The following is a 17683-nucleotide window of genomic DNA, read 5'->3' as shown; positions in this document are numbered from 1 at the left end:
ACATACAACGAGAAGGATTAAAAAAAATATAATTATATAAACAAAGTATTTTATATGTGAACCGAGGGTTTCCCGGAGATCGCCTGTACCACTTACTATGCTTAGCATTAGCGGCAATTAGGCAGGAATCAAATGAAAAATACAATTACTCAATATGAGTGAGAATTGTATTATGATGAAGAAAGGAAAATATTGAAATAAAATATTTCCCTCTGTAATAAAACTATATTTGGGTTATTACTCATATTTCCCTCAAAGCAAGGTTTTCTACAGAGCCATATTTTTAAAATGTTTAAAAAAAGAGGAAAAGATATGGAGATTAATATAAGGATGTTTCCGGAAGTATTTTTACTAGGATATGATCATACATTTTTGATTTTTTAATTTCTGCAATATCACCCAAACGGTATCCTTCAACATTTACTTCAGCTATTTTTTCATGGAATTCATCGTAAGGCAATTTTACACGAACACCATCCAATTGACTTACCAGTGCCATAGGAGAGTTAATGTGTTCAACTTCTTCCACACTTCTTTCAATAGCTATTTTTGCAATAACAGGTGATATAATCAGAGGATCATCAGTCTGTTCCTCTTTTTGTTTTGCGATAATGTCTTCAGCAGTTTCTGCTAATTTTCTTAAAGCCCTGATGTTTTCACCACGTTTAAGTCTTCTTGGAATTCTTCCAAAACCTGAAACGTAGGCATTGGCATTTATTTCTTCAGCTTCCAGTTCAGGACTGCCCACAACAATGACGGGTATGTCAATATCTTCAAACAGGTGTGTTTTTTTACGAATACAGTCTTCAAAACTACCTAATGAAAAGATGGCAAGGTCATGTTCTTCAATTAAATCCTTTTCAGGTTTGCTGATCTGGGAAATACCCTTACCTGCACCTCTGGCCAATCCGATCATGTTGGTTTTTGTTCCATATCTTCTAAGGTATTCTGCAATATCACATGCTGCGTGAGGCAAGTGTTGTCTTGCAAGAGTAGGTGAAACTACAGCTATTTCCGTACTTGCCAATGGTGATAATTCAACATCACCCAACAGTTCTTTAGCTTTAACTTCAATCTTATCCACATCTTCTGCAGGTATGGCTATTGTCAAAGTAATATCTAATTGGGATTCATTCTTTTGTAAAATAAATCCACCTAAATCTTCAATTAACTCTTCAATCTCATAATGTTTATGAATACCACCGGTATATGTCATTGTTTCATACATAATTTCCTCTCCAATAAATCATATCTATTTTTAACTCTTTCTACAATGCTTTTTGAAACATTTTTATGTGATGGGATGACAATACAGTCCTCATTATTTTCTTCGATATCCAAATAATCGGGAACTACCATATAATCATAATCATCATCTATTGTAAAACCCATATCAAGTATGATATCCTTTAAAAAATTACTGTATACTTTTACTTTAGTATCTTTTCTATTATCTTTTTTTTCATTATTCTCATCAATTAAATTCTTTATAATTTCCATTTCTTCCTGATTTATTTCTGTATTGAAACGGCTTTGAATTTTAAGAACACTTTCATATACCTGGGAAAATGTATTTAACTTAATTGATAATTTCGGAATTTCGGATCTGGTTTCAGATAATAATATCGCAATATCGGCATCTTTAATCTCATCTGGATTAACAACCTGATACTCAGTCAGTCCGGATATCCTAAGAACATCTTCGCACATTGGTGTAGTAATAATTTTCATCATATCCTGTCCTTATATAATATATATTCATAACTAATAATTGTTTTTTTGTAATTGAAAATTAACTAAAATTGAAATAGTTTAAAAAAAATAAGTTATATATAATTTATAGATATTACTAAATAAAAAAATTGTATTCAATATAAATAATTATAATTGTGATAAAATGAGTGACATTAATCAAAATGAAGATAAGGACCTTTATTTTCACAGACCACCAATACTTAGAATTTATCCTAATGACAACACAGATTCAGAAGAACATATTGATGTAACCGATTCCGCCGAAGTTGAAGAAGATATTATTGAACCAATACACGAACCTTCATTGGAAATTGTGGGAACTGCACACATATCCGAAAAAAGTGTTGATTCCGTAAGGGAAACAATTTATGAAAAAAAACCGGAAATAGTTGCAATAGAACTGGATCTGGGAAGATATCAGAGATTATTGGATGAAAGTTACGGAGTTGTACGTGAAGAAAAAATGGATTTGAAAACCCTTTTAAAATCATCCAATCTGATTGTAACATTAGTCACGGCATTCTTGTCCAATACCCAAAAAAGGATGGGTGAAGATGTTGGTGTCAAACCGGGTTCTGAAATGTTGGAAGCAGCAAGAATAGCCAAGGAAGTAAATGCTGATGTTGCCTTAATAGACCGTAATATACAGATTACCCTTAAACGAACAATTAACGGTATGACTTTAAAGGAAAAACTTACCTTTATATATGAACTTGTTGCTTCATATCTTTTCGGAAATGATGAAGAGGAATCAATCGAGGAAGAGATTGAAAAATTAAAACAGGAAGACACAATTACCGAAGTGATGAATTACTTTAAAGAAGCATCTCCCGGAGGATATAATGCATTGGTTCATGAAAGGGACGCATACATGGCATACAATCTGAAAAGTCTGGAAGATAAAAACGTTGTGGCGGTAGTGGGTGCAGGTCATAAACAGGGAATATTGACTTTCCTAAGCAATCCTGAAACGATTCCGTCATTGGATAGTTTAAATTACATCAAGGAATCAAGATTTTCCATAACCAAAATAATCCTGTATCTTATTCCTCTGTTATTCGTTTTAATATTCATTGTAGCATTTTTTCAGGGTATTAATATAGAGGGTGGATTGATAAACTATCTGATATTTGCAGGGGGAGGAGCTTTTCTTGGTTCATTGTTGTCAGGTTCAAAAATACAGTCTGCAATAGTGGCATTTCTCGTTGCTCCAATAACTGTAATTCATCCATTGCTTGCAGCAGGATGGTTTTCCGGATTGGTGGAAGGAAAATTACGTAAGGTAGGTTTTGATGACATGCATGAACTGGCAGATTTCGAAACGTTCGGTGATTTATGGCACAATAAATTATTTAGGGTTATACTGGTGGTTATCGGAACCAATCTGGGATGTACAATAGGTGTTCTGATAACGATTAATAACGTATTTTTACCGTATCTTCATGCAATATTTGGTATTTAATTATTAAAGGTGGTGCGATGACATATTTAATTTACAGGTGTGATTGTGGTAGGGTGTTATACTCAAAAGAAGGTTCAAAAACTAAAAAATGTACCTGTGGAAAAACATTAAACGTTAGAAAAAGACGAATATTAAAAATAGCAGAAACGGCTGATTTGGCAGCAAGGGCAGTTCAGGATATGCAGGAAGAGATATATGGCGGTACTATTTTCAAAACCGCTGACCAGTTATAATTTACTTTTTATCTCTTCTGTAATTTCACAGGCTTTACATGGACTTCTGGCTGTTGGTTGTCCACAATTTTCACAATTATTTAATTTTATATTTTCCTGTTTGATTTTAAATGTTTTTTCGAAGGAATTAAATATATTCCTTTTAGTACCCTTCTCTTTTTCTTCTATTTTATTCAATAATAATTTTACTTCACTTCTGAGTGATGTTACGGAGTATGGACATTCTTCATTATGGATTGGAATATTATTTACAACACACCATATTCCAACATCTTTTTCAGGTAATCTCCATAATGGTTTAATTCGTGGCACCATGTTTTCGTGTATTTTATCCAGTATTGGAGAAAATTTTGGAAATTTGTTCTGATCATTTCTGGCAAAGGTCATTAAAAATGATTGTATCTCATCGTCCATATTGTGTCCTGTTGCAATTTTATCACAGTCATGTTCGGAAGAAATCTTATTTAACAGGTATCTTCTATAAACACCGCAGGGCATGCACGTGCTTTTATAAATGTCACTGATGTCATCTAAATCATAGTGCCATTCATCTTTGAAGGAATAAACTGTTAATGGAATGTCCAATCTTTTACAATTATCTTTTGCAGTTTTAATGCCTTCTTCTCTGTATCCCTTAATTCCCTCATCAATGCACACGGCTTCTATGTCGAAATTAACCTTATTTTCTGTTTTATATTTATTTAACATATGTAATGTTAAAATACTGTCTTTTCCGCCGGATACTCCAATCATTATCCTATCATTTGGATTAATGAGATGGTAAGTTTTTATGGTTTCAAAAACATTTTCTTTAACATATCTGTTAAATGATGTCTGTTCTATTTTCATGCTGATGTTCCTAAGTTTTTTTATAAAAAAAGAGAATAAAAAGGGGGAGATTAATTATAATAGTTTTTCAGAACCTTTTTTAACAGTTTCTATAATTGTATCCAGTTCTTCGGTAGTAAGTGAAGGATGTACTGGTAATGAAATTACTTGATTTGCAGCCAATTCAGCTTCAGGACAGTTTCCGGTTATGCCAAGGTTTTGGTAATATGGTTGTTTGTATAATACTATAGGATAATGAACTCCGGTACCAATTTCATTGTCGGTGAGGAACTGTTTGAATTCGTCTCTGTCTTTGGAAACTCTTATTGTGTACTGGTGGAATACGTGGGTAACGTTACTGTCAACACATGGGGTGGTTATTCCTTCCACGTCAGATAAACCTTCAGATAAATATTTTGCATTTTCATTTCTTTTTTCGTTGAATTTATCTATTGATTTTAATTGAACTATTCCTATACTTGCTGCAATATCTGTCATTCTGTAGTTGTAACCTAAAAGAGATTGTTCGTATCTTTTACTTTCACCATGAGCACGAATCATTGCTGATTTTTCAGCTAAATCATCATCATTGGTTGTAACCATACCACCTTCACCGGTAGTCATGTTTTTTGTAGGATAGAAACTGAAACATCCTAAGTCACCGATACTTCCGATTTTTTTTCCTTTGTATGTTGAACCATGTGCTTGAGCAGCATCTTCAATAACTTTCAAGTCATGTTTTTCTGCAATTTCTAAAATTGGATCCATGTCTGCAGGCTGTCCATAAAGGTGTACAGGTACTATTGCTTTGGTTTTGTCGGTAATTTTTTCTTCAATCTTTTCAGGATTTAAGTTGAATGTTTTTGGATCAATATCCGCATATACCGGTGTAGCATCAGAATATAAAATAGAATTTGAGGTTGCTGCAAATGTAAATGGTGTTGTGATTACTTCGTCACCTCTTTCAACTCCTGCAGCTACAAGTGCTGTGTGTAATGCAGTTGTACCTGAACTTGTTGCAATTCCATATTTTGCTTCGGAATATTCTGCAAATTTCTTTTCAAATTCGTCAACTTTAGGACCTTGAGCTAACATTCCTGATTTTAGAACTTCGGTTACTGCTTCGATTTCTTCATCACTAATTATAGGTTTTGCTATATTTATCATAATTTCGCCACTTATAGTAATCAATTATTTGGTAGTTGATGTTAATTGTCTTTTTCATCAATTATCTATAATATTTATTATCTTGTTTTTACTTAATAATTTTTTTCACGCTACTATCTTTAAAGTATATTAGGAATTTTTTAAATATATACAAATATTATAAAATCTAAATTAAGGAGTTACATAGATGGACACACATTATATTGAAGAGGGGCTTGTAAAGATAGAAGTTCCTGATTTTGAAAAAGTTTCTGCAAAGGCACCGGTTTTTTATAATCCTGTAATGGAGTTAAATAGGGATATTTCGGTAGTGGTTCTAAATCAATATAGGAAATCATTGGATCATGACGTGGTAATATTCGATGCATTTGGAGGTACCGGTATAAGGGGAGCAAGGTATTCCAAAGAAATTCAGGGAGTAGAAAAGGTTTTGGTTGGGGATGTAAATCCTTTGGCAGTTGAAATAGCTAAAAAGAACATGGTTTTGAATGACATTTCCAATGTAGAGGTTGAAAAAAATGACGCAAATGTATTATTGCAGTCAAATAAGGGTTTATTTGATATAATTGATATTGATCCGTTCGGTACTCCTTCAATGTTTACTCAGTCAACTGCAATAAATATCAGGCCTGGTGGTTTAATCTGTATAAGTGCTACGGATACTTCGGCTTTATGTGGAACATATCATGATCCTTGTCTAAGAAAATATGGTGCACAACCATTAAAAACAGAGTATTGCCATGAAAATGGTATTAGAATACTGCTGGCTTTCATTGCAAGAAACCTTGCAGTCAATCAGAAATACATGCATGTATTATTTTCACATAGTACTGAACATTATATGAGAATATATGCAGTTATAAAAAGAGGCGGAAAGAAAACAAACGAATCTTTGAATAACATTGGTTTCATAACTCATTGTCCAAATTGTTTGCATAGGGACACATTTTATGGCTTTGTTCCAAAGGTGCCAACTACATGTCCTGAGTGTGGAGAAAAATATCTTGTAGCAGGTCCATTATGGTTGGGAAATATTTCTGATAAGGAATTTATTGGTGATATGATTGATACTGCTGAAGAGTTGGAGTTAAACAAAAAAGAGGATTTATTAAAATTATTTAATCAATGTTACGAAGAAGCGGAAGGTCCTGTAACTTTTTATGATATTCATAAAATATGTAAAAATTTAAAAATTAGTTCTCCAAAGATTAACGATGTAATTGATGAAATTAAAGCAAGAGGATATTTTATTTCAAGAACTCATTTTAAATTAACAGGTATGCGTACTGATATGCCTTTAAAAGAGTTGAAAGAACTTATAATAAAAATAAAAGAAGAAAAATTGGGAGTTGATGTTTAAGATTTTAATACTATTCATAGTTTAACATATTGTGTGTGTAGTAATATTGTAATTCCGGTGCGTGTTGTATTTCGTAAAATCTGTACGGATTATTGAAATATGGGAATATTGAACCTGTTGCTGCACGCATTATTCCACCAAAGTGTCCGAATTCTTTTGAACATACTTGGTAATATAATGGGAATCCACATCCAGGGTTAATGAAAATATTACCTTCTCTAACTGTTCCATGCCATACTACAGGTATAGGTCCTTCTTGTCCTTGTGATTTGGCCATTTCCAATACTCTTGCCCAAGCATCTTCATATTTATCGTAAATTTCTCCATCTACTTTATAATTCCATTTGTCATCGGGTACTCCATGAATTCCATAGTCTAATACCTGATTCCAGTCAATGTTTACTTGTGCTCCTGCTGTATCCATGAATGCCATTTCAATAATGTATACTTTTCCATTATAAAAATTTCTATAGTTAGAACTTCCCGCAAAATGTAAAACTATGGCACATTTTGAATTTCTTTCTTCAGCATATTGTGCTAATAAATTTGCATGCACATGTTCTGGATACATGTCCGGATTTGCTATTTTAACAAATGCTAACCTTCCCAAAGGTTCAATATCATCTGATGATGAAGATGTTGATACATAAAGAAAGCCAATCAGTATTAAAATTATTATTATAAAAGATATGTACCATTTCATTATGTTTCACCATTGTATTTTAAAATTCTTTTTTTTATTAATTAATTTATAATTTGTATTTTGATTTTCTTAATATTTTTTATATTCATCAAATTGAGAAAAATAATCGAATTTTGATTAATTGAAAAAAATACATTTTATTCGAAAAAATGATTATTTTTTTTATCATGGTTTATTAATATATTGAAAATATTTTATTGTTAAATTTTTATTTTTCCATATGGGCTATTTTCATTTTTTCAAAATTTTTTTTTATTAATTTAATATTTATTTTAATCGATTTTTGAAATTTTTATTTTTTTTCATTACTATTTTTGTAAATTATCATTATTTTTTTCTTTTTTTTAAAGAAAACTCAAAAGGTTTATATAATGTGTATATCATAATAAGTATTATAAATTTGGTAGATGTATCAAAAAATAATATATAATAATTGTAGGGATGTATATGAATCAAGATTTAAATGACTACAGTATTGAACCTCAAAATATTGCAATGAACATGGATTCACTTGATAAACAGATATTGGAATTATTAAGTGAAGATGGAAGAAAATCCTATAGGAAAATTTCAAGAGAATTAGGTGTTTCTGTTGGAACAATACATAATAGGGTAGATAAATTAACAAAATCTGGTATTATAAGTAAATTCGTTCCAGTTATTGATCATGAAAAATTAGGTTATACTTTGACTGCAGTAATCGGTATTGAAATTAAAGGTGGAACAATATCCTTTTTAACAGAAAAAGAACCATTTAAAAACAATTTACTAGCAGTTTATGATGTAACAGGTCAATTTGATGGAATAATAATAGCAAAATTTAAAAACACATTCGAATTAAATAAATTTATCAAATTGTTACTTCAAGAAGATAATGTAACAAAAACATACACGCAAACAGTACTAAATATTGTTAAAGAAGAGTTAAATTCTTCAATGATTAATTTTTAGTCAATTCTTTTTTTTAATTATTCTTTTTAAAACTATCTCTTTTTTTCTATTCTAAATTCTATGGTAAGATATTTCAAATATAAAAAATATATAACATTACATAGATAAGTTAATTTTTAATAAACAGGAGAGAAAATAATAATGCCGGTTCAAGAATTTCCAGATACGCAAGATAAACAACCTAATGCACCTATATCATTGACACGTGTGGGTGTTACTGGAGTTAAAAAATTAGTGAAGATTCAAAGAGATAATAAACGACCAATAATTTTATTACCGACCTTTGATGCTTTTGTAGATTTACCAAGTACACAAAAAGGTGTACACATGTCCAGAAATCCGGAAGCGATCTCTGAAGTAATAGATGAATCTGTTAGTGATATGGAAATTCATATAGAAGATATTTGCGCTAATTTGGTTAAACGATTATTAGAAAAACATGAATATGCAGTAAGAGCCGAAACAGAAGCTACAAGCGAATACATAATTAACAAATTTTCTCCAGTCACTCATAAAAAAACTCAAGAAACAACACATATCATTGCCAGAGCAATAGCTATGAAAGATGATTTAGGCAATATTTCTGTAAGGAAAATGGTTGGTGCACAGGTTGTGGGTATGACAGTATGTCCATGTGCTCAGGAATCAGTGGAACAGGAATCCAAAGAAAAATTATTGGAATTTTTGGATGAGGAAACCACTCAAAAAGTTTTAGAAGCAGTTACTTTTGCATCACACAATCAAAGAGGTATTGGAACAATTCTTTTGGAAGTTTCTGAAAACCAAAATGTCAATGTTGATGATTTAATAACAATTATACAAAATTCTATGAGTTCTCCTGTATGTGAAATTTTGAAAAGACCTGATGAAAACAAAATTGTAACAAATGCACATAAAAATCCTGTTTTTGTAGAGGATTGTGTACGTAACATGGTATTAGGTTTATTGGAGAAATATTCGGATTTGCCTGACAATTCAATGGTAACAATAAAACAAGTTAATGAAGAAAGTATTCATCAACATAATGCTTATGCTGAAAAAGTTGCATCAATGGGCGAATTAAAACAAGAAAATAATATGGAGTGAAAATATGGAAGTAATGGAAATATCAAGACCTATCATGGAGAAAATGGATGCCTTTGAAGGATGTAAACCAGTAGTTCACAGTACGGAGTCAATGATAATTAGGGGAAAAACCCATAATAAAGTTAAACCTGAGGATATGTATCCACGACTGATGGAATTGTTTGAAGAATTAAATATTAAAAAAATAGAAAAGGAGTCCAATAAGGCAAGGGAATTTACTGATAAGGTAGATACCATATTAAGAAAAACAGAAGAGGTTTACGACCAGTCAAACGGTTTGGATGGGATAGAAAAATTAAAGAATACCTTTGAAATGACCGGATTTTATGCAGAGTATGCAATTGGTCAGATAGATGATTTGGCAGTTTATGTAGTTCTTTACATGGACAAATCTGGTTTTGGACCAATGTTTGTTGAAACAATGGTTCTTCGTATGACCGAATTCACATCCTAATTTCTTTTTTTCACGTGATTAAAATGATTAATGAATTATCTAAGATAGAAGCTAGAAATATTTTAAATGCTGATTTAAACACTTTTTTGGATTTTATTAAGGAAATAAATCATAATCGTTCAAATGAGATTACTTTTTCTAAAAATATTTTTTTACCTTTAACACATATCTGCCAAAATAATTGCGGATACTGTACTTTTAAACAGGATGTTGATGAAGCGGAATATCTTGTGATGAACAAGGAAACTGTACTTAACATGGTTCAAAAAGCTAAGAAAGTCAAATGTACCGAAGCATTATTTGCTTTTGGCGAATCATCAGATAAAAATGATTATGTAAAAAATGAATTAGAAAAGTATGGTTTTGAATCAATGGTGGACTATGTATATTATTTATCAGAAAGAATACTGGTGGATAATGAAATGTTACCTCATACCAATATGGGAATAATTTCAAGGTCTGATTTAAGATATTTGTCAGAAGTAAATGCATCAATGGGTTTGATGTTGGAAACAACAAATAAAAAATTACTTAAAACAATAGTACACAAGGACAGTCCTGGTAAAAATCCTGATAAAAGAATAAATTTCATAAAAAATGCAGGTAAAGAGAATATTCCATTCACTACAGGTTTATTGATCGGTATTGGTGAAACAACTGATGATCATATAGATTCTTTATTTGCATTAAGAGATTTACAAGACAAGTATGGTCATATTCAGGAAATAATTATTCAAAATTTTAAACCTAAAAGTAATATTCCTATGAAGGATCATCCTGAACCATCTTTAATTGATTTGTTAAAATTAACTGTTCTGGCTACAGTCATGTTTCCGGATGTCAGTATACAAATTCCACCTAATTTAAATCATGATTGGATGAGTTTCTTTATTTTATGTGGAGCTGATGATATGGGAGGAATTTCTCCATTAACAAAGGATTATGTTAATCCTGAGAATGATTGGCCTTCCGTTAATGATTTATCATCAACGTTAAGTAAAATTAATTTTTCGTTAAAAGAAAGATTGCCTGTATATGAAAAATATATTAATGATAAATATTTAAAAGAAAAAGTTTATGATACAGTCATTAAACTTCAACATGAGATTAATTAACTTTTATGTCAACAACTGTATGAAAAACGCCTGGGGAGTATTTTTTTATTGTACGTTTGTTTAATACTTCTATTTCTCTACCTACTTTTTTTGCAGCTTCTTCAACTCTATTCACAGGTCTTTCGAATAGTATAGGTTCGGGTGTTGATTCATGATAATGGATAATGCCTCCTTCTTTAAGATATTTCATAGCACTATCCAGGTAATGATGTGTTCCTCCAATGTAACCCATCATAATTCTGTCTGCTTCATGATCAAAGTTCTGTAAGCTACAATCACCTAAAATAGGGGTTACAATATCCTCGACTTTGTTTAGTTTCACGTTTTCGCAAAGATAATTGTATGATACGGGATTTATTTCTATTGCGTAAATTTTTTTAGGTTTTGAATGTACGGCCATTGGAATAGTAAAATAGCCTATTCCTGCAAACATGTCGATAATTGTCTCATTTTTATCCGGCATCTTGCTCATTCTTAGTCTTTCGCCAGTATTTCCTTTGGACCACATAATTTTGGCTACATCAAACTTAAATTTACAGTAGTTTTCTTTGTGTATTGTTTCAGTTCCTTCACCATATATCATCTCAACTTCAGGTTCTCTTTTTTGGCCATGAATTTTACCTAATTTAACAACCTTGTTAACATAAGGTAATTTGATGATTTCCTCTAAATTATCCGGTTCTTTTTTTACTACCAGTATGTCCCCTATTAGTTTACCTTTCATTATATGAACCTCTTATATTTTTACACCCATATAATTTATTAACTCAATTAAATCTTCAAAAGCATATAATTCATGTTTTAAAACATCATTTTTAGTTAAAGTTCCACTCATTTCTCCGTCAACAGTTAATAAATCAGGTCCTCTATGTATCAATCTGAATTTTCCATCGCTTCTGAATATCTCTTCAGCAACCATGTCATGTACAAAACATCTTCCCGGAATGATTACCGTGTCTTTTACTTCTTCTAAGTTAATTTCTCTTAAATCCTGTTCTGTAATTAAACAAGCAATTTCCTGTTCGGTTCCGATTACATTGACATGTTCTGAAGCACCTAAATTTTCAATTATTTTTGAAATGTATTCTGCTGAAATTTTTCCCGTGATTATTGTTGCTTCTGCTTTTATAGGTGTTAATATTTCAAGGTATTCTTTATTTTTATCTTTAGCTAATGCATAAGGGCTGTCTGTTTCGGGATCACAGACTGGTGTTCCAGTAACTCTTAAATTATATTCTTTTGATGTATCAATAACTAGCTGTTTGAATTCTTCTATGCTTTGTTGTTCAATTCCCGGAATAATCGGTTTTTCACTTAATATTAAACCCTGATTTCTGGTGTTTGCAAACCTCATTAAAATGAGGGCTTTAGCACCCCAGGATTCTAAATTTTCACAGGTACGTGCCAATTCTTCACCATCATTAACTCCCGGAATAATAATTGATGCCGCATGTACGTCACATGATTCACAAAAACGTTTTAAAGCTTCAACGGATGCTTCAGGAGTAGGATCATGCATCCATCTTTTTCTGAGAGCAGGGTCTGTTGAAAAAGTTGTATATGTTGTTTCTACAACTCCATGGTTTATCAGAGTATCAACAATATTGGCATCATCAATACCCTTTCCACTTGTATAACCTAAATGCATGGGTAAGCCCATATCTTTTATTCCACGAGTTAAATTTAGAAGATCCGGATAACAGCTTATATCTCCATCTCCTGTAATATTTACCATAGTATCTTGTGGAATGTTTCTCTGGAAAATATCTGTTTGTAATGTTGATAACACTTGATAAGCAGGAAAATAATCTCTTGTCATGTTTGTATCAGTACTACAGTGAGGACATCCTATCTGTCCCGGCGGACAGTTTTTACAGCCAAGTATCTTGGCTTCACGGACGGTTTTGAAGTAACAATATTCACAAAAACCTCTACAATTTTTTCCAGGTATTCCACCTACATCAGCCATAATTTGCATAAATATTAATATCTAAATTATAATTTTTATTTGTATCGTATATTTTCTACACAGTTATCATATTTAAAAAAAGATATAATGAAAGAAAATCAGATAATTAATTAATATAAATATAAGATAATAATATTTCAGGTAGTGTAATTATGATTGGAAAAAGTACTCATATAGTAGATTGTAGGGAAACAAGAGGAATAGGTGAAGGTGGTGGAATTGCACAAAGGGGAACTTATGCTCAATGTGGTGATGATTTACTGGCTGTAGCTATGTCTCCCGGCCGTAGACACATTACAAAACCTGTTTGTGAAATTACCTTTGCTTTAAGGGAGGCAAATATTCAAACCAGTACTTTGGTGCTTAATGCAGGTTCTGGTGTGCCAAAAGATACGCCTTCTGGTGGAGGTCAAGGATTATTTGGTGTTACACCTAAAGAAATATCTCAGATGAATAGGCATAAAGTTGTTTTAATTCACTTTGGTGGAGTAAAAAATCACATAATTTATAAAGCTAAACATGTATTGAAAAATATTAACAAACCTGTTATAATTATTGCACAATACCCTGTGGATTATGAGGATTTTGCACGTATCGGTGTAAAAACTGCCGCAGTTATGCCAGAAAAACCAGAGACTAAAGGAACAATTGTTGAGTTAATTACTGATGTAATTCGTGGTGAAACATGTTCTCAGGATAAATTGGATGAAATTATTGATAAAGTAGAAAATACTATACAGACTTATGGAAATTAAATTGGGGAAAAGTGTATGGATATGCTTTTTAATTTAGTGCTTGTTGCTTTAATGGGGCTAATTGCTATAATTGCAGGTATATTTGAGGATTTGGAATCTGATGTAGCATCTACCAGTAATCCAAATTCTCAAGTACAATTAGCACCTCAGGTAGGTAATTTGCACAAACTTTTCAATAGGGCAGTTTCTGGTGAACCAGTACTAATGGGTACAACAGCTACAATTGCTGGTTCCATAGCATATGTTTTATTTACATTAAATTATCCTGTTGTATTGGTATTATTAATTTCTGCTCTTATTGCAACTCTTGTTCAGGTAATATTATCTATTACTTCATACATGGGACGTATAACTAGTCAGGCATTATATAATCAGCCATTGTTTTTGGATGTATTAATTAAACATATTCCTATCAGTGCAGCACATGCATTCATAACTCTATTTTCAATTACAACATTATCTTATATTATGGTTTATTTATTGGATCCTGCTGTTCCATTAAGTTTACCTGTAACAGCTTTACTGATGGGGATTTCTTTAGGAACTATAGGTTCTGCTATTGGAGATATTCATTATGGGGCAGAAAAATTATATCAGAATCATGAGTTCGGTTCTGGAATTGCAGTTTCAAATAATGGAAATATAGCTACAAAATCACCTTTAGGTTCAAGAAATTCTATTGATGTTGTTAGATTCTGTTCTAAATTTGGTGGACCTATTTCAGGATTGTGTTTTGGACTAATAATTTTCCTAACATTTTGGATTAATCTGGTATTCGGAATAAACTATGGATTGATAGCAGGTTTAATAATTGTGTTGTTGTTTTTTATTTTAAACATAATTATTGAAAAGAATGCTCGTATAAACTTTGGAAAATATGAAAAATAATAAGGGTGTATTTAATTGATGTGGGAATTATTAATTAGTTTAATTATAGGTTCAACTCTTATTGGGATAGGGGTTCATTTTATTCCTGTGGGTGGAGCACCGGCAGCATTATCAACTTCTGCAGGAGTACCTACTGGGGCTCCAATGATAACTATAGGTATGGGTATTACGGGTATATTGTCAGCAGCATTGGCAATTGGACAACCTAATTACATTATAGCACTAAGCGGTGCAGTAGGTTCTATGATAATGATGTCAATCACCATGTTTTTTTCAAACGTAATACATATTTATGGGGTTGGTGTTCCTCTTGCATCCTCAAATTTTGAGAAGGATCCCCTCACAGGTTTTGAACAGGACGCTTTTGTAAGTCCCGGTACAACAGGTCATGGAATTCCAACAATTTCATATGTTAGTGGTTTAATAGGTTCATTGCTTGGAGGTGTTGGAGGTAGTTTAGCATTTGCATCTATTTATTCCACATTTTCAACTTATTTGAATTATTCAACAGTAATAAATGGAACATTGGCAACGATTTTTTCATTAATGTTGTTTTTTATTGTTGCAGTTATGGCATCCTATAATATTGGGGGAACGATTCAAGGTTTCTATGATGAGAAATTTAAACAAAAGATTATTTCCGGAACAATATCCTGTTTCATAATCTCGGTTGTTCTTTCACTAGTGTATGTTTTCATAATATGGGGGTTAATATATGGCTGAGGATTTAATACCAAATCAAATTATCATGTTGGTAACATTAATTATAAGTATCTTGTGCATATATGGCAGTCAGATATATCTGGTGGGAGGTATCCTTGTAATCATAGCTTCAGTCCTGGCAACAGCATACGCTACCAATACGTTGCGTCATATAGGAAAATATAGTTTGGGTACGGGTGTTCCTTCTATAATATATATGCTGATGGCTGTTGCATTAGTCAGTTATGTTTCGGCAATCTTAATATCATCCTATCTAAAACTGTCAATAGCATTTCCTATAATGGGTATATTAATAGCTATAATTCTTTCATATATTGTGTCAATGATTTGTAAACATATTTTTAAGATTCAGGTAGAAATATTATCCAAAGCATTCATATCAATTACATTAGCTTCATTGATAGTGCTGATATCAATGTCTTGTCTGATTGCACATACATATAATCAGAGTGTAATTTATGAAGAGGTTATTCAGACCGGTCTAATATTACTAATAATGATTATGGCAGTAATGGCAATTCAGAATCCGTATAATTCATGTATGGGACCTAATGAAGATCAATATAGGACTTTGTCTTTGGCATGTTCAAATGCATTTTTAATGTTAATGGTAATTTCTATTATCAGTATCTTAAATTCACAGTTCTGGATGCTTTATCTTTTGATATCATTAATTGGATGGATTGTATTTTTCAGAAAATATGTCATATATACTAAACAGCAGGCAGCATCGATTAGAAGATTTGGATTATGGCCGATTGATGACGGGGATGATTAAATGGTTATTGAAACATCAAAAATTATAATAGATGATAATTTAGAAATGGATGTAAATACTGGGGTTATAGGTCAGGGTATAGTTGGTGGTGTAAAGTCTACAGCATTTCCTACTGAAGAACTCTTATCACAATTGGATAAAATAGAAGAAGCAATAATTGATTTGGAATCCTCTTTTGATCCTAATTCAACTTCAAGGTTATCTCAACCAGGTCGTGAAGGAATATATCACAAAGCAGGTATGTTAACAAATATTGTAATTGGAGTAATATTGGCATTAATATTTATATTATTGTTGGTGTAGAAAAGGTGAGTCTATGGTTGATAAAAAAGAAGTTATTGATGGATGGCCTTTAGAGACAGGAGATTATAGTGTTGGTGATCCACAATGTCCTGTAGCAGTAGTTACTTTAGGTTCAAAGATGAATGATGAAGTGGTTAATTTGGGGGCAGCTATCGCCGGACCATTACATACAGAAAATTTGGGAATTGAAAAAGTAGTTACAAATATAGTTTCAAATCCTAATTTAAGATTTTTAATTGTCTGCGGTTCGGAAGTACAGGGACATATAACTGGAGAAACAGTTAAAGCATTGTATGATAACGGTATTGATCCAGATACTAAATCAATTTTAGGTTCTCCAGGGGCAATTCCATTTGTAGAAAATTTACCTATCGAAGCAGTTGAAAGATTTCAGGAACAATTAACAATAATTGACATGATAAATAATGAAAATCTTGATGATATTTCAGCTAAGATAAATGAGTGTATTGAAAATGATCCGGGTTGTTTTGAAGAAGAACCGATGATAATTCAATTGAATGAAAAAGAAGAAGAGGAAGAGGACGATTCATCATATGAATTAATGGAAACTTCAACATCATCGGTTGATTCATCAGCATTAAAATTATTGGAAATTGAAAACAGAATCCGTCATTTAAAATCAGAAGTTAATGAAATTGGAAGTTTGGAAAAATTTTCTTCAGGTTATTATGCCGGTAAAGTTCAAGGCATTGTTATAGGATTTGTTCTAACTTTGGTTCTAATATTAATATTATTCTGGAGTTTAAAATTATGAAAAATACATTAAACAATATAAAAAAATTAACAGAATCCATAGAGTATAAAACTCAGATTATCGGTAGAAATCAGAGGTTGGTTTCTGCAGTTGGCAATACTCGGATGGGTATTATCATCGGATTTATATTAACACTCATAGTTGTTGGAATTCCCATAATTTTTTATAGTGGGGGATTGTAATGTCTGATAATTTAAAAAATGATTTAATGGCCATTAATGAAAGATTGGATAAATTGGAAGAAAAATTAGAGGAATCACACGGTGAATTTTCACAGCAAACAGGAAAAACTTTAGGCAGAGACATTGGAATATTGTATGGTATAATTATAGCATTATTGTTTATAATCATTATGCTAAAATTTCATATTATTTAGAG

Annotated in this window: 22 protein-coding genes; 15 read left to right on the top strand and 7 right to left on the bottom strand. The window is 31.6% G+C overall.

Going from position 1 to position 17683, the window contains the following annotated elements; genetic code table 11:
• Positions 1–319: 319 nt before the first annotated feature.
• Positions 320–1228, bottom strand: coding sequence for a methanogenesis marker 7 protein (locus QZZ11_RS00200; protein ID WP_292472412.1), 909 nt, complete (start codon positions 1226–1228; stop codon positions 320–322).
• Positions 1213–1734: a hypothetical protein gene (locus QZZ11_RS00195; RefSeq protein ID WP_292472409.1), complete on the bottom strand. Its 522-nt coding sequence runs from the start codon at positions 1732–1734 to the stop codon at positions 1213–1215. Before QZZ11_RS00195 ends, QZZ11_RS00200 begins: the two co-directional genes overlap by 16 nt.
• Positions 1735–1897: 163 nt before the next feature.
• Here QZZ11_RS00195 and QZZ11_RS00190 point away from each other — a divergent pair, with 163 nt between their 5' ends.
• Both QZZ11_RS00190 and QZZ11_RS00185 read left to right on the top strand, forming a co-directional pair.
• Positions 1898–3217: a TraB/GumN family protein gene (locus QZZ11_RS00190; RefSeq protein ID WP_292472406.1), complete on the top strand. Its 1320-nt coding sequence runs from the start codon at positions 1898–1900 to the stop codon at positions 3215–3217.
• Between the two features lie 17 nt (positions 3218–3234).
• Positions 3235–3450: a DUF1922 domain-containing protein gene (locus tag QZZ11_RS00185; RefSeq protein WP_292472403.1), complete on the top strand. Its 216-nt coding sequence runs from the start codon at positions 3235–3237 to the stop codon at positions 3448–3450.
• Here the strand turns inward: QZZ11_RS00185 and QZZ11_RS00180 are convergent.
• Together QZZ11_RS00180 and QZZ11_RS00175 are read right to left on the bottom strand one after the other, a co-directional pair.
• Positions 3445–4299 carry a TIGR00269 family protein gene (locus tag QZZ11_RS00180; protein WP_292472401.1) on the bottom strand — a complete coding sequence of 285 codons (855 nt, stop codon included), beginning with the start codon at positions 4297–4299 and terminating at the stop codon, positions 3445–3447. The genes QZZ11_RS00185 and QZZ11_RS00180 overlap by 6 nt on opposite strands.
• Positions 4300–4353: 54 nt before the next feature.
• On the bottom strand, positions 4354–5445 hold the full coding sequence (locus QZZ11_RS00175; RefSeq protein ID WP_292472398.1) for a DegT/DnrJ/EryC1/StrS family aminotransferase: 1092 nt from the start codon (positions 5443–5445) through the stop codon (positions 4354–4356).
• 187 nt (positions 5446–5632) lie between these two features.
• On the opposite strand from QZZ11_RS00175, the gene QZZ11_RS00170 reads away from it, so the two are divergent.
• The gene (locus tag QZZ11_RS00170; protein WP_292472396.1) at positions 5633–6805 is read left to right on the top strand and encodes a tRNA (guanine(10)-N(2))-dimethyltransferase; all 1173 of its coding nucleotides are present in this window, start codon (positions 5633–5635) and stop codon (positions 6803–6805) included.
• A gap of 10 nt (positions 6806–6815) precedes the next feature.
• Here QZZ11_RS00170 and QZZ11_RS00165 read toward each other — a convergent pair whose 3' ends face one another.
• Positions 6816–7508, bottom strand: coding sequence for a hypothetical protein (locus QZZ11_RS00165; RefSeq protein WP_292472393.1), 693 nt, complete (start codon positions 7506–7508; stop codon positions 6816–6818).
• A 447-nt stretch (positions 7509–7955) separates the two neighbouring features.
• Here QZZ11_RS00165 and QZZ11_RS00160 point away from each other — a divergent pair, with 447 nt between their 5' ends.
• The 4 genes from QZZ11_RS00160 (at position 7956) to cofG (ending at position 11114) form a co-directional block, all read left to right on the top strand.
• Positions 7956–8459: an Lrp/AsnC family transcriptional regulator gene (locus QZZ11_RS00160; RefSeq protein WP_292472390.1), complete on the top strand. Its 504-nt coding sequence runs from the start codon at positions 7956–7958 to the stop codon at positions 8457–8459.
• 141 nt (positions 8460–8600) lie between these two features.
• On the top strand, positions 8601–9545 hold the full coding sequence (mptA, locus tag QZZ11_RS00155) for a GTP cyclohydrolase MptA (protein WP_292472387.1): 945 nt from the start codon (positions 8601–8603) through the stop codon (positions 9543–9545).
• Between the two features lie 4 nt (positions 9546–9549).
• Positions 9550–9999: a DUF2120 family protein gene (locus QZZ11_RS00150; RefSeq protein WP_292472384.1), complete on the top strand. Its 450-nt coding sequence runs from the start codon at positions 9550–9552 to the stop codon at positions 9997–9999.
• Between the two features lie 23 nt (positions 10000–10022).
• A complete protein-coding gene (gene cofG / locus QZZ11_RS00145) occupies positions 10023–11114 on the top strand; it encodes a 7,8-didemethyl-8-hydroxy-5-deazariboflavin synthase subunit CofG (protein WP_292472381.1) in 1092 nt (363 codons plus the stop codon).
• Here the strand turns inward: cofG and QZZ11_RS00140 are convergent.
• Positions 11107–11838, bottom strand: a complete 732-nt coding sequence (locus QZZ11_RS00140; RefSeq protein WP_292472378.1) for a class I SAM-dependent methyltransferase family protein — start codon at positions 11836–11838, stop codon at positions 11107–11109. The two genes, cofG and QZZ11_RS00140, sit on opposite strands and share 8 nt — an antisense overlap.
• Positions 11839–11850: 12 nt before the next feature.
• A complete protein-coding gene (mmp10, locus tag QZZ11_RS00135; RefSeq protein ID WP_292472375.1) occupies positions 11851–13092 on the bottom strand; it encodes a methyl coenzyme M reductase-arginine methyltransferase Mmp10 in 1242 nt (413 codons plus the stop codon).
• Positions 13093–13235: 143 nt separating this feature from the next.
• Between mmp10 and mcrC the strand changes: the two genes are divergently transcribed.
• Genes mcrC through mtrG form a run of 8 tightly spaced genes read left to right on the top strand, consistent with a single transcriptional unit; the run spans position 13236 to position 17681 of the window.
• On the top strand, positions 13236–13838 hold the full coding sequence (gene mcrC, locus QZZ11_RS00130; protein ID WP_292472372.1) for a methyl-coenzyme M reductase I operon protein C: 603 nt from the start codon (positions 13236–13238) through the stop codon (positions 13836–13838).
• A gap of 15 nt (positions 13839–13853) precedes the next feature.
• On the top strand, positions 13854–14726 hold the full coding sequence (gene mtrE / locus QZZ11_RS00125) for a tetrahydromethanopterin S-methyltransferase subunit E (protein ID WP_292472369.1): 873 nt from the start codon (positions 13854–13856) through the stop codon (positions 14724–14726).
• Between the two features lie 18 nt (positions 14727–14744).
• Positions 14745–15449, top strand: coding sequence for a tetrahydromethanopterin S-methyltransferase subunit D (gene mtrD, locus QZZ11_RS00120; protein WP_292472367.1), 705 nt, complete (start codon positions 14745–14747; stop codon positions 15447–15449).
• A complete protein-coding gene (gene mtrC, locus QZZ11_RS00115) occupies positions 15442–16227 on the top strand; it encodes a tetrahydromethanopterin S-methyltransferase subunit MtrC (RefSeq protein WP_292472365.1) in 786 nt (261 codons plus the stop codon). The genes mtrD and mtrC overlap by 8 nt, the downstream gene beginning before the upstream one ends.
• The gene (gene mtrB, locus QZZ11_RS00110; RefSeq protein ID WP_292472362.1) at positions 16228–16530 is read left to right on the top strand and encodes a tetrahydromethanopterin S-methyltransferase subunit MtrB; all 303 of its coding nucleotides are present in this window, start codon (positions 16228–16230) and stop codon (positions 16528–16530) included.
• Between the two features lie 13 nt (positions 16531–16543).
• Complete coding sequence (mtrA, locus tag QZZ11_RS00105) at positions 16544–17305, top strand: tetrahydromethanopterin S-methyltransferase subunit A (RefSeq protein ID WP_292472360.1); 762 nt, start codon at positions 16544–16546, stop codon at positions 17303–17305.
• The gene (mtrF, locus tag QZZ11_RS00100; RefSeq protein WP_292472356.1) at positions 17302–17487 is read left to right on the top strand and encodes a tetrahydromethanopterin S-methyltransferase subunit F; all 186 of its coding nucleotides are present in this window, start codon (positions 17302–17304) and stop codon (positions 17485–17487) included. The genes mtrA and mtrF overlap by 4 nt, the downstream gene beginning before the upstream one ends.
• Positions 17487–17681: a tetrahydromethanopterin S-methyltransferase subunit MtrG gene (gene mtrG, locus QZZ11_RS00095; RefSeq protein ID WP_292472354.1), complete on the top strand. Its 195-nt coding sequence runs from the start codon at positions 17487–17489 to the stop codon at positions 17679–17681. The genes mtrF and mtrG overlap by 1 nt, the downstream gene beginning before the upstream one ends.
• Positions 17682–17683: the final 2 nt, after the last annotated feature.

This window comes from Methanosphaera sp., assembly GCF_016282985.1.
Classification (GTDB): Archaea; Methanobacteriota; Methanobacteria; order Methanobacteriales; family Methanobacteriaceae; genus Methanosphaera.
This window is presented reverse-complemented; position numbering and strand designations above follow the sequence as displayed.

Excerpts from the sequence above, each read along its gene's own strand:
- QZZ11_RS00200 (WP_292472412.1), bottom strand. The coding sequence starts at position 1,228 with ATGTATGAAACAATGACATATACCGGTGGTATTCATAAACATTATGAG.
- QZZ11_RS00195 (WP_292472409.1), bottom strand. The coding sequence starts at position 1,734 with ATGATGAAAATTATTACTACACCAATGTGCGAAGATGTTCTTAGGATA.
- QZZ11_RS00190 (WP_292472406.1), top strand. The coding sequence starts at position 1,898 with ATGAGTGACATTAATCAAAATGAAGATAAGGACCTTTATTTTCACAGA.
- QZZ11_RS00185 (WP_292472403.1), top strand. The coding sequence starts at position 3,235 with ATGACATATTTAATTTACAGGTGTGATTGTGGTAGGGTGTTATACTCA.
- QZZ11_RS00180 (WP_292472401.1), bottom strand. The coding sequence starts at position 4,299 with ATGAAAATAGAACAGACATCATTTAACAGATATGTTAAAGAAAATGTT.
- QZZ11_RS00175 (WP_292472398.1), bottom strand. The coding sequence starts at position 5,445 with ATGATAAATATAGCAAAACCTATAATTAGTGATGAAGAAATCGAAGCA.
- QZZ11_RS00170 (WP_292472396.1), top strand. The coding sequence starts at position 5,633 with ATGGACACACATTATATTGAAGAGGGGCTTGTAAAGATAGAAGTTCCT.
- QZZ11_RS00165 (WP_292472393.1), bottom strand. The coding sequence starts at position 7,508 with ATGAAATGGTACATATCTTTTATAATAATAATTTTAATACTGATTGGC.
- QZZ11_RS00160 (WP_292472390.1), top strand. The coding sequence starts at position 7,956 with ATGAATCAAGATTTAAATGACTACAGTATTGAACCTCAAAATATTGCA.
- mptA (WP_292472387.1), top strand. The coding sequence starts at position 8,601 with ATGCCGGTTCAAGAATTTCCAGATACGCAAGATAAACAACCTAATGCA.
- QZZ11_RS00150 (WP_292472384.1), top strand. The coding sequence starts at position 9,550 with ATGGAAGTAATGGAAATATCAAGACCTATCATGGAGAAAATGGATGCC.
- cofG (WP_292472381.1), top strand. The coding sequence starts at position 10,023 with ATGATTAATGAATTATCTAAGATAGAAGCTAGAAATATTTTAAATGCT.
- QZZ11_RS00140 (WP_292472378.1), bottom strand. The coding sequence starts at position 11,838 with ATGAAAGGTAAACTAATAGGGGACATACTGGTAGTAAAAAAAGAACCG.
- mmp10 (WP_292472375.1), bottom strand. The coding sequence starts at position 13,092 with ATGCAAATTATGGCTGATGTAGGTGGAATACCTGGAAAAAATTGTAGA.
- mcrC (WP_292472372.1), top strand. The coding sequence starts at position 13,236 with ATGATTGGAAAAAGTACTCATATAGTAGATTGTAGGGAAACAAGAGGA.
- mtrE (WP_292472369.1), top strand. The coding sequence starts at position 13,854 with ATGGATATGCTTTTTAATTTAGTGCTTGTTGCTTTAATGGGGCTAATT.
- mtrD (WP_292472367.1), top strand. The coding sequence starts at position 14,745 with ATGTGGGAATTATTAATTAGTTTAATTATAGGTTCAACTCTTATTGGG.
- mtrC (WP_292472365.1), top strand. The coding sequence starts at position 15,442 with ATGGCTGAGGATTTAATACCAAATCAAATTATCATGTTGGTAACATTA.
- mtrB (WP_292472362.1), top strand. The coding sequence starts at position 16,228 with ATGGTTATTGAAACATCAAAAATTATAATAGATGATAATTTAGAAATG.
- mtrA (WP_292472360.1), top strand. The coding sequence starts at position 16,544 with ATGGTTGATAAAAAAGAAGTTATTGATGGATGGCCTTTAGAGACAGGA.
- mtrF (WP_292472356.1), top strand. The coding sequence starts at position 17,302 with ATGAAAAATACATTAAACAATATAAAAAAATTAACAGAATCCATAGAG.
- mtrG (WP_292472354.1), top strand. The coding sequence starts at position 17,487 with ATGTCTGATAATTTAAAAAATGATTTAATGGCCATTAATGAAAGATTG.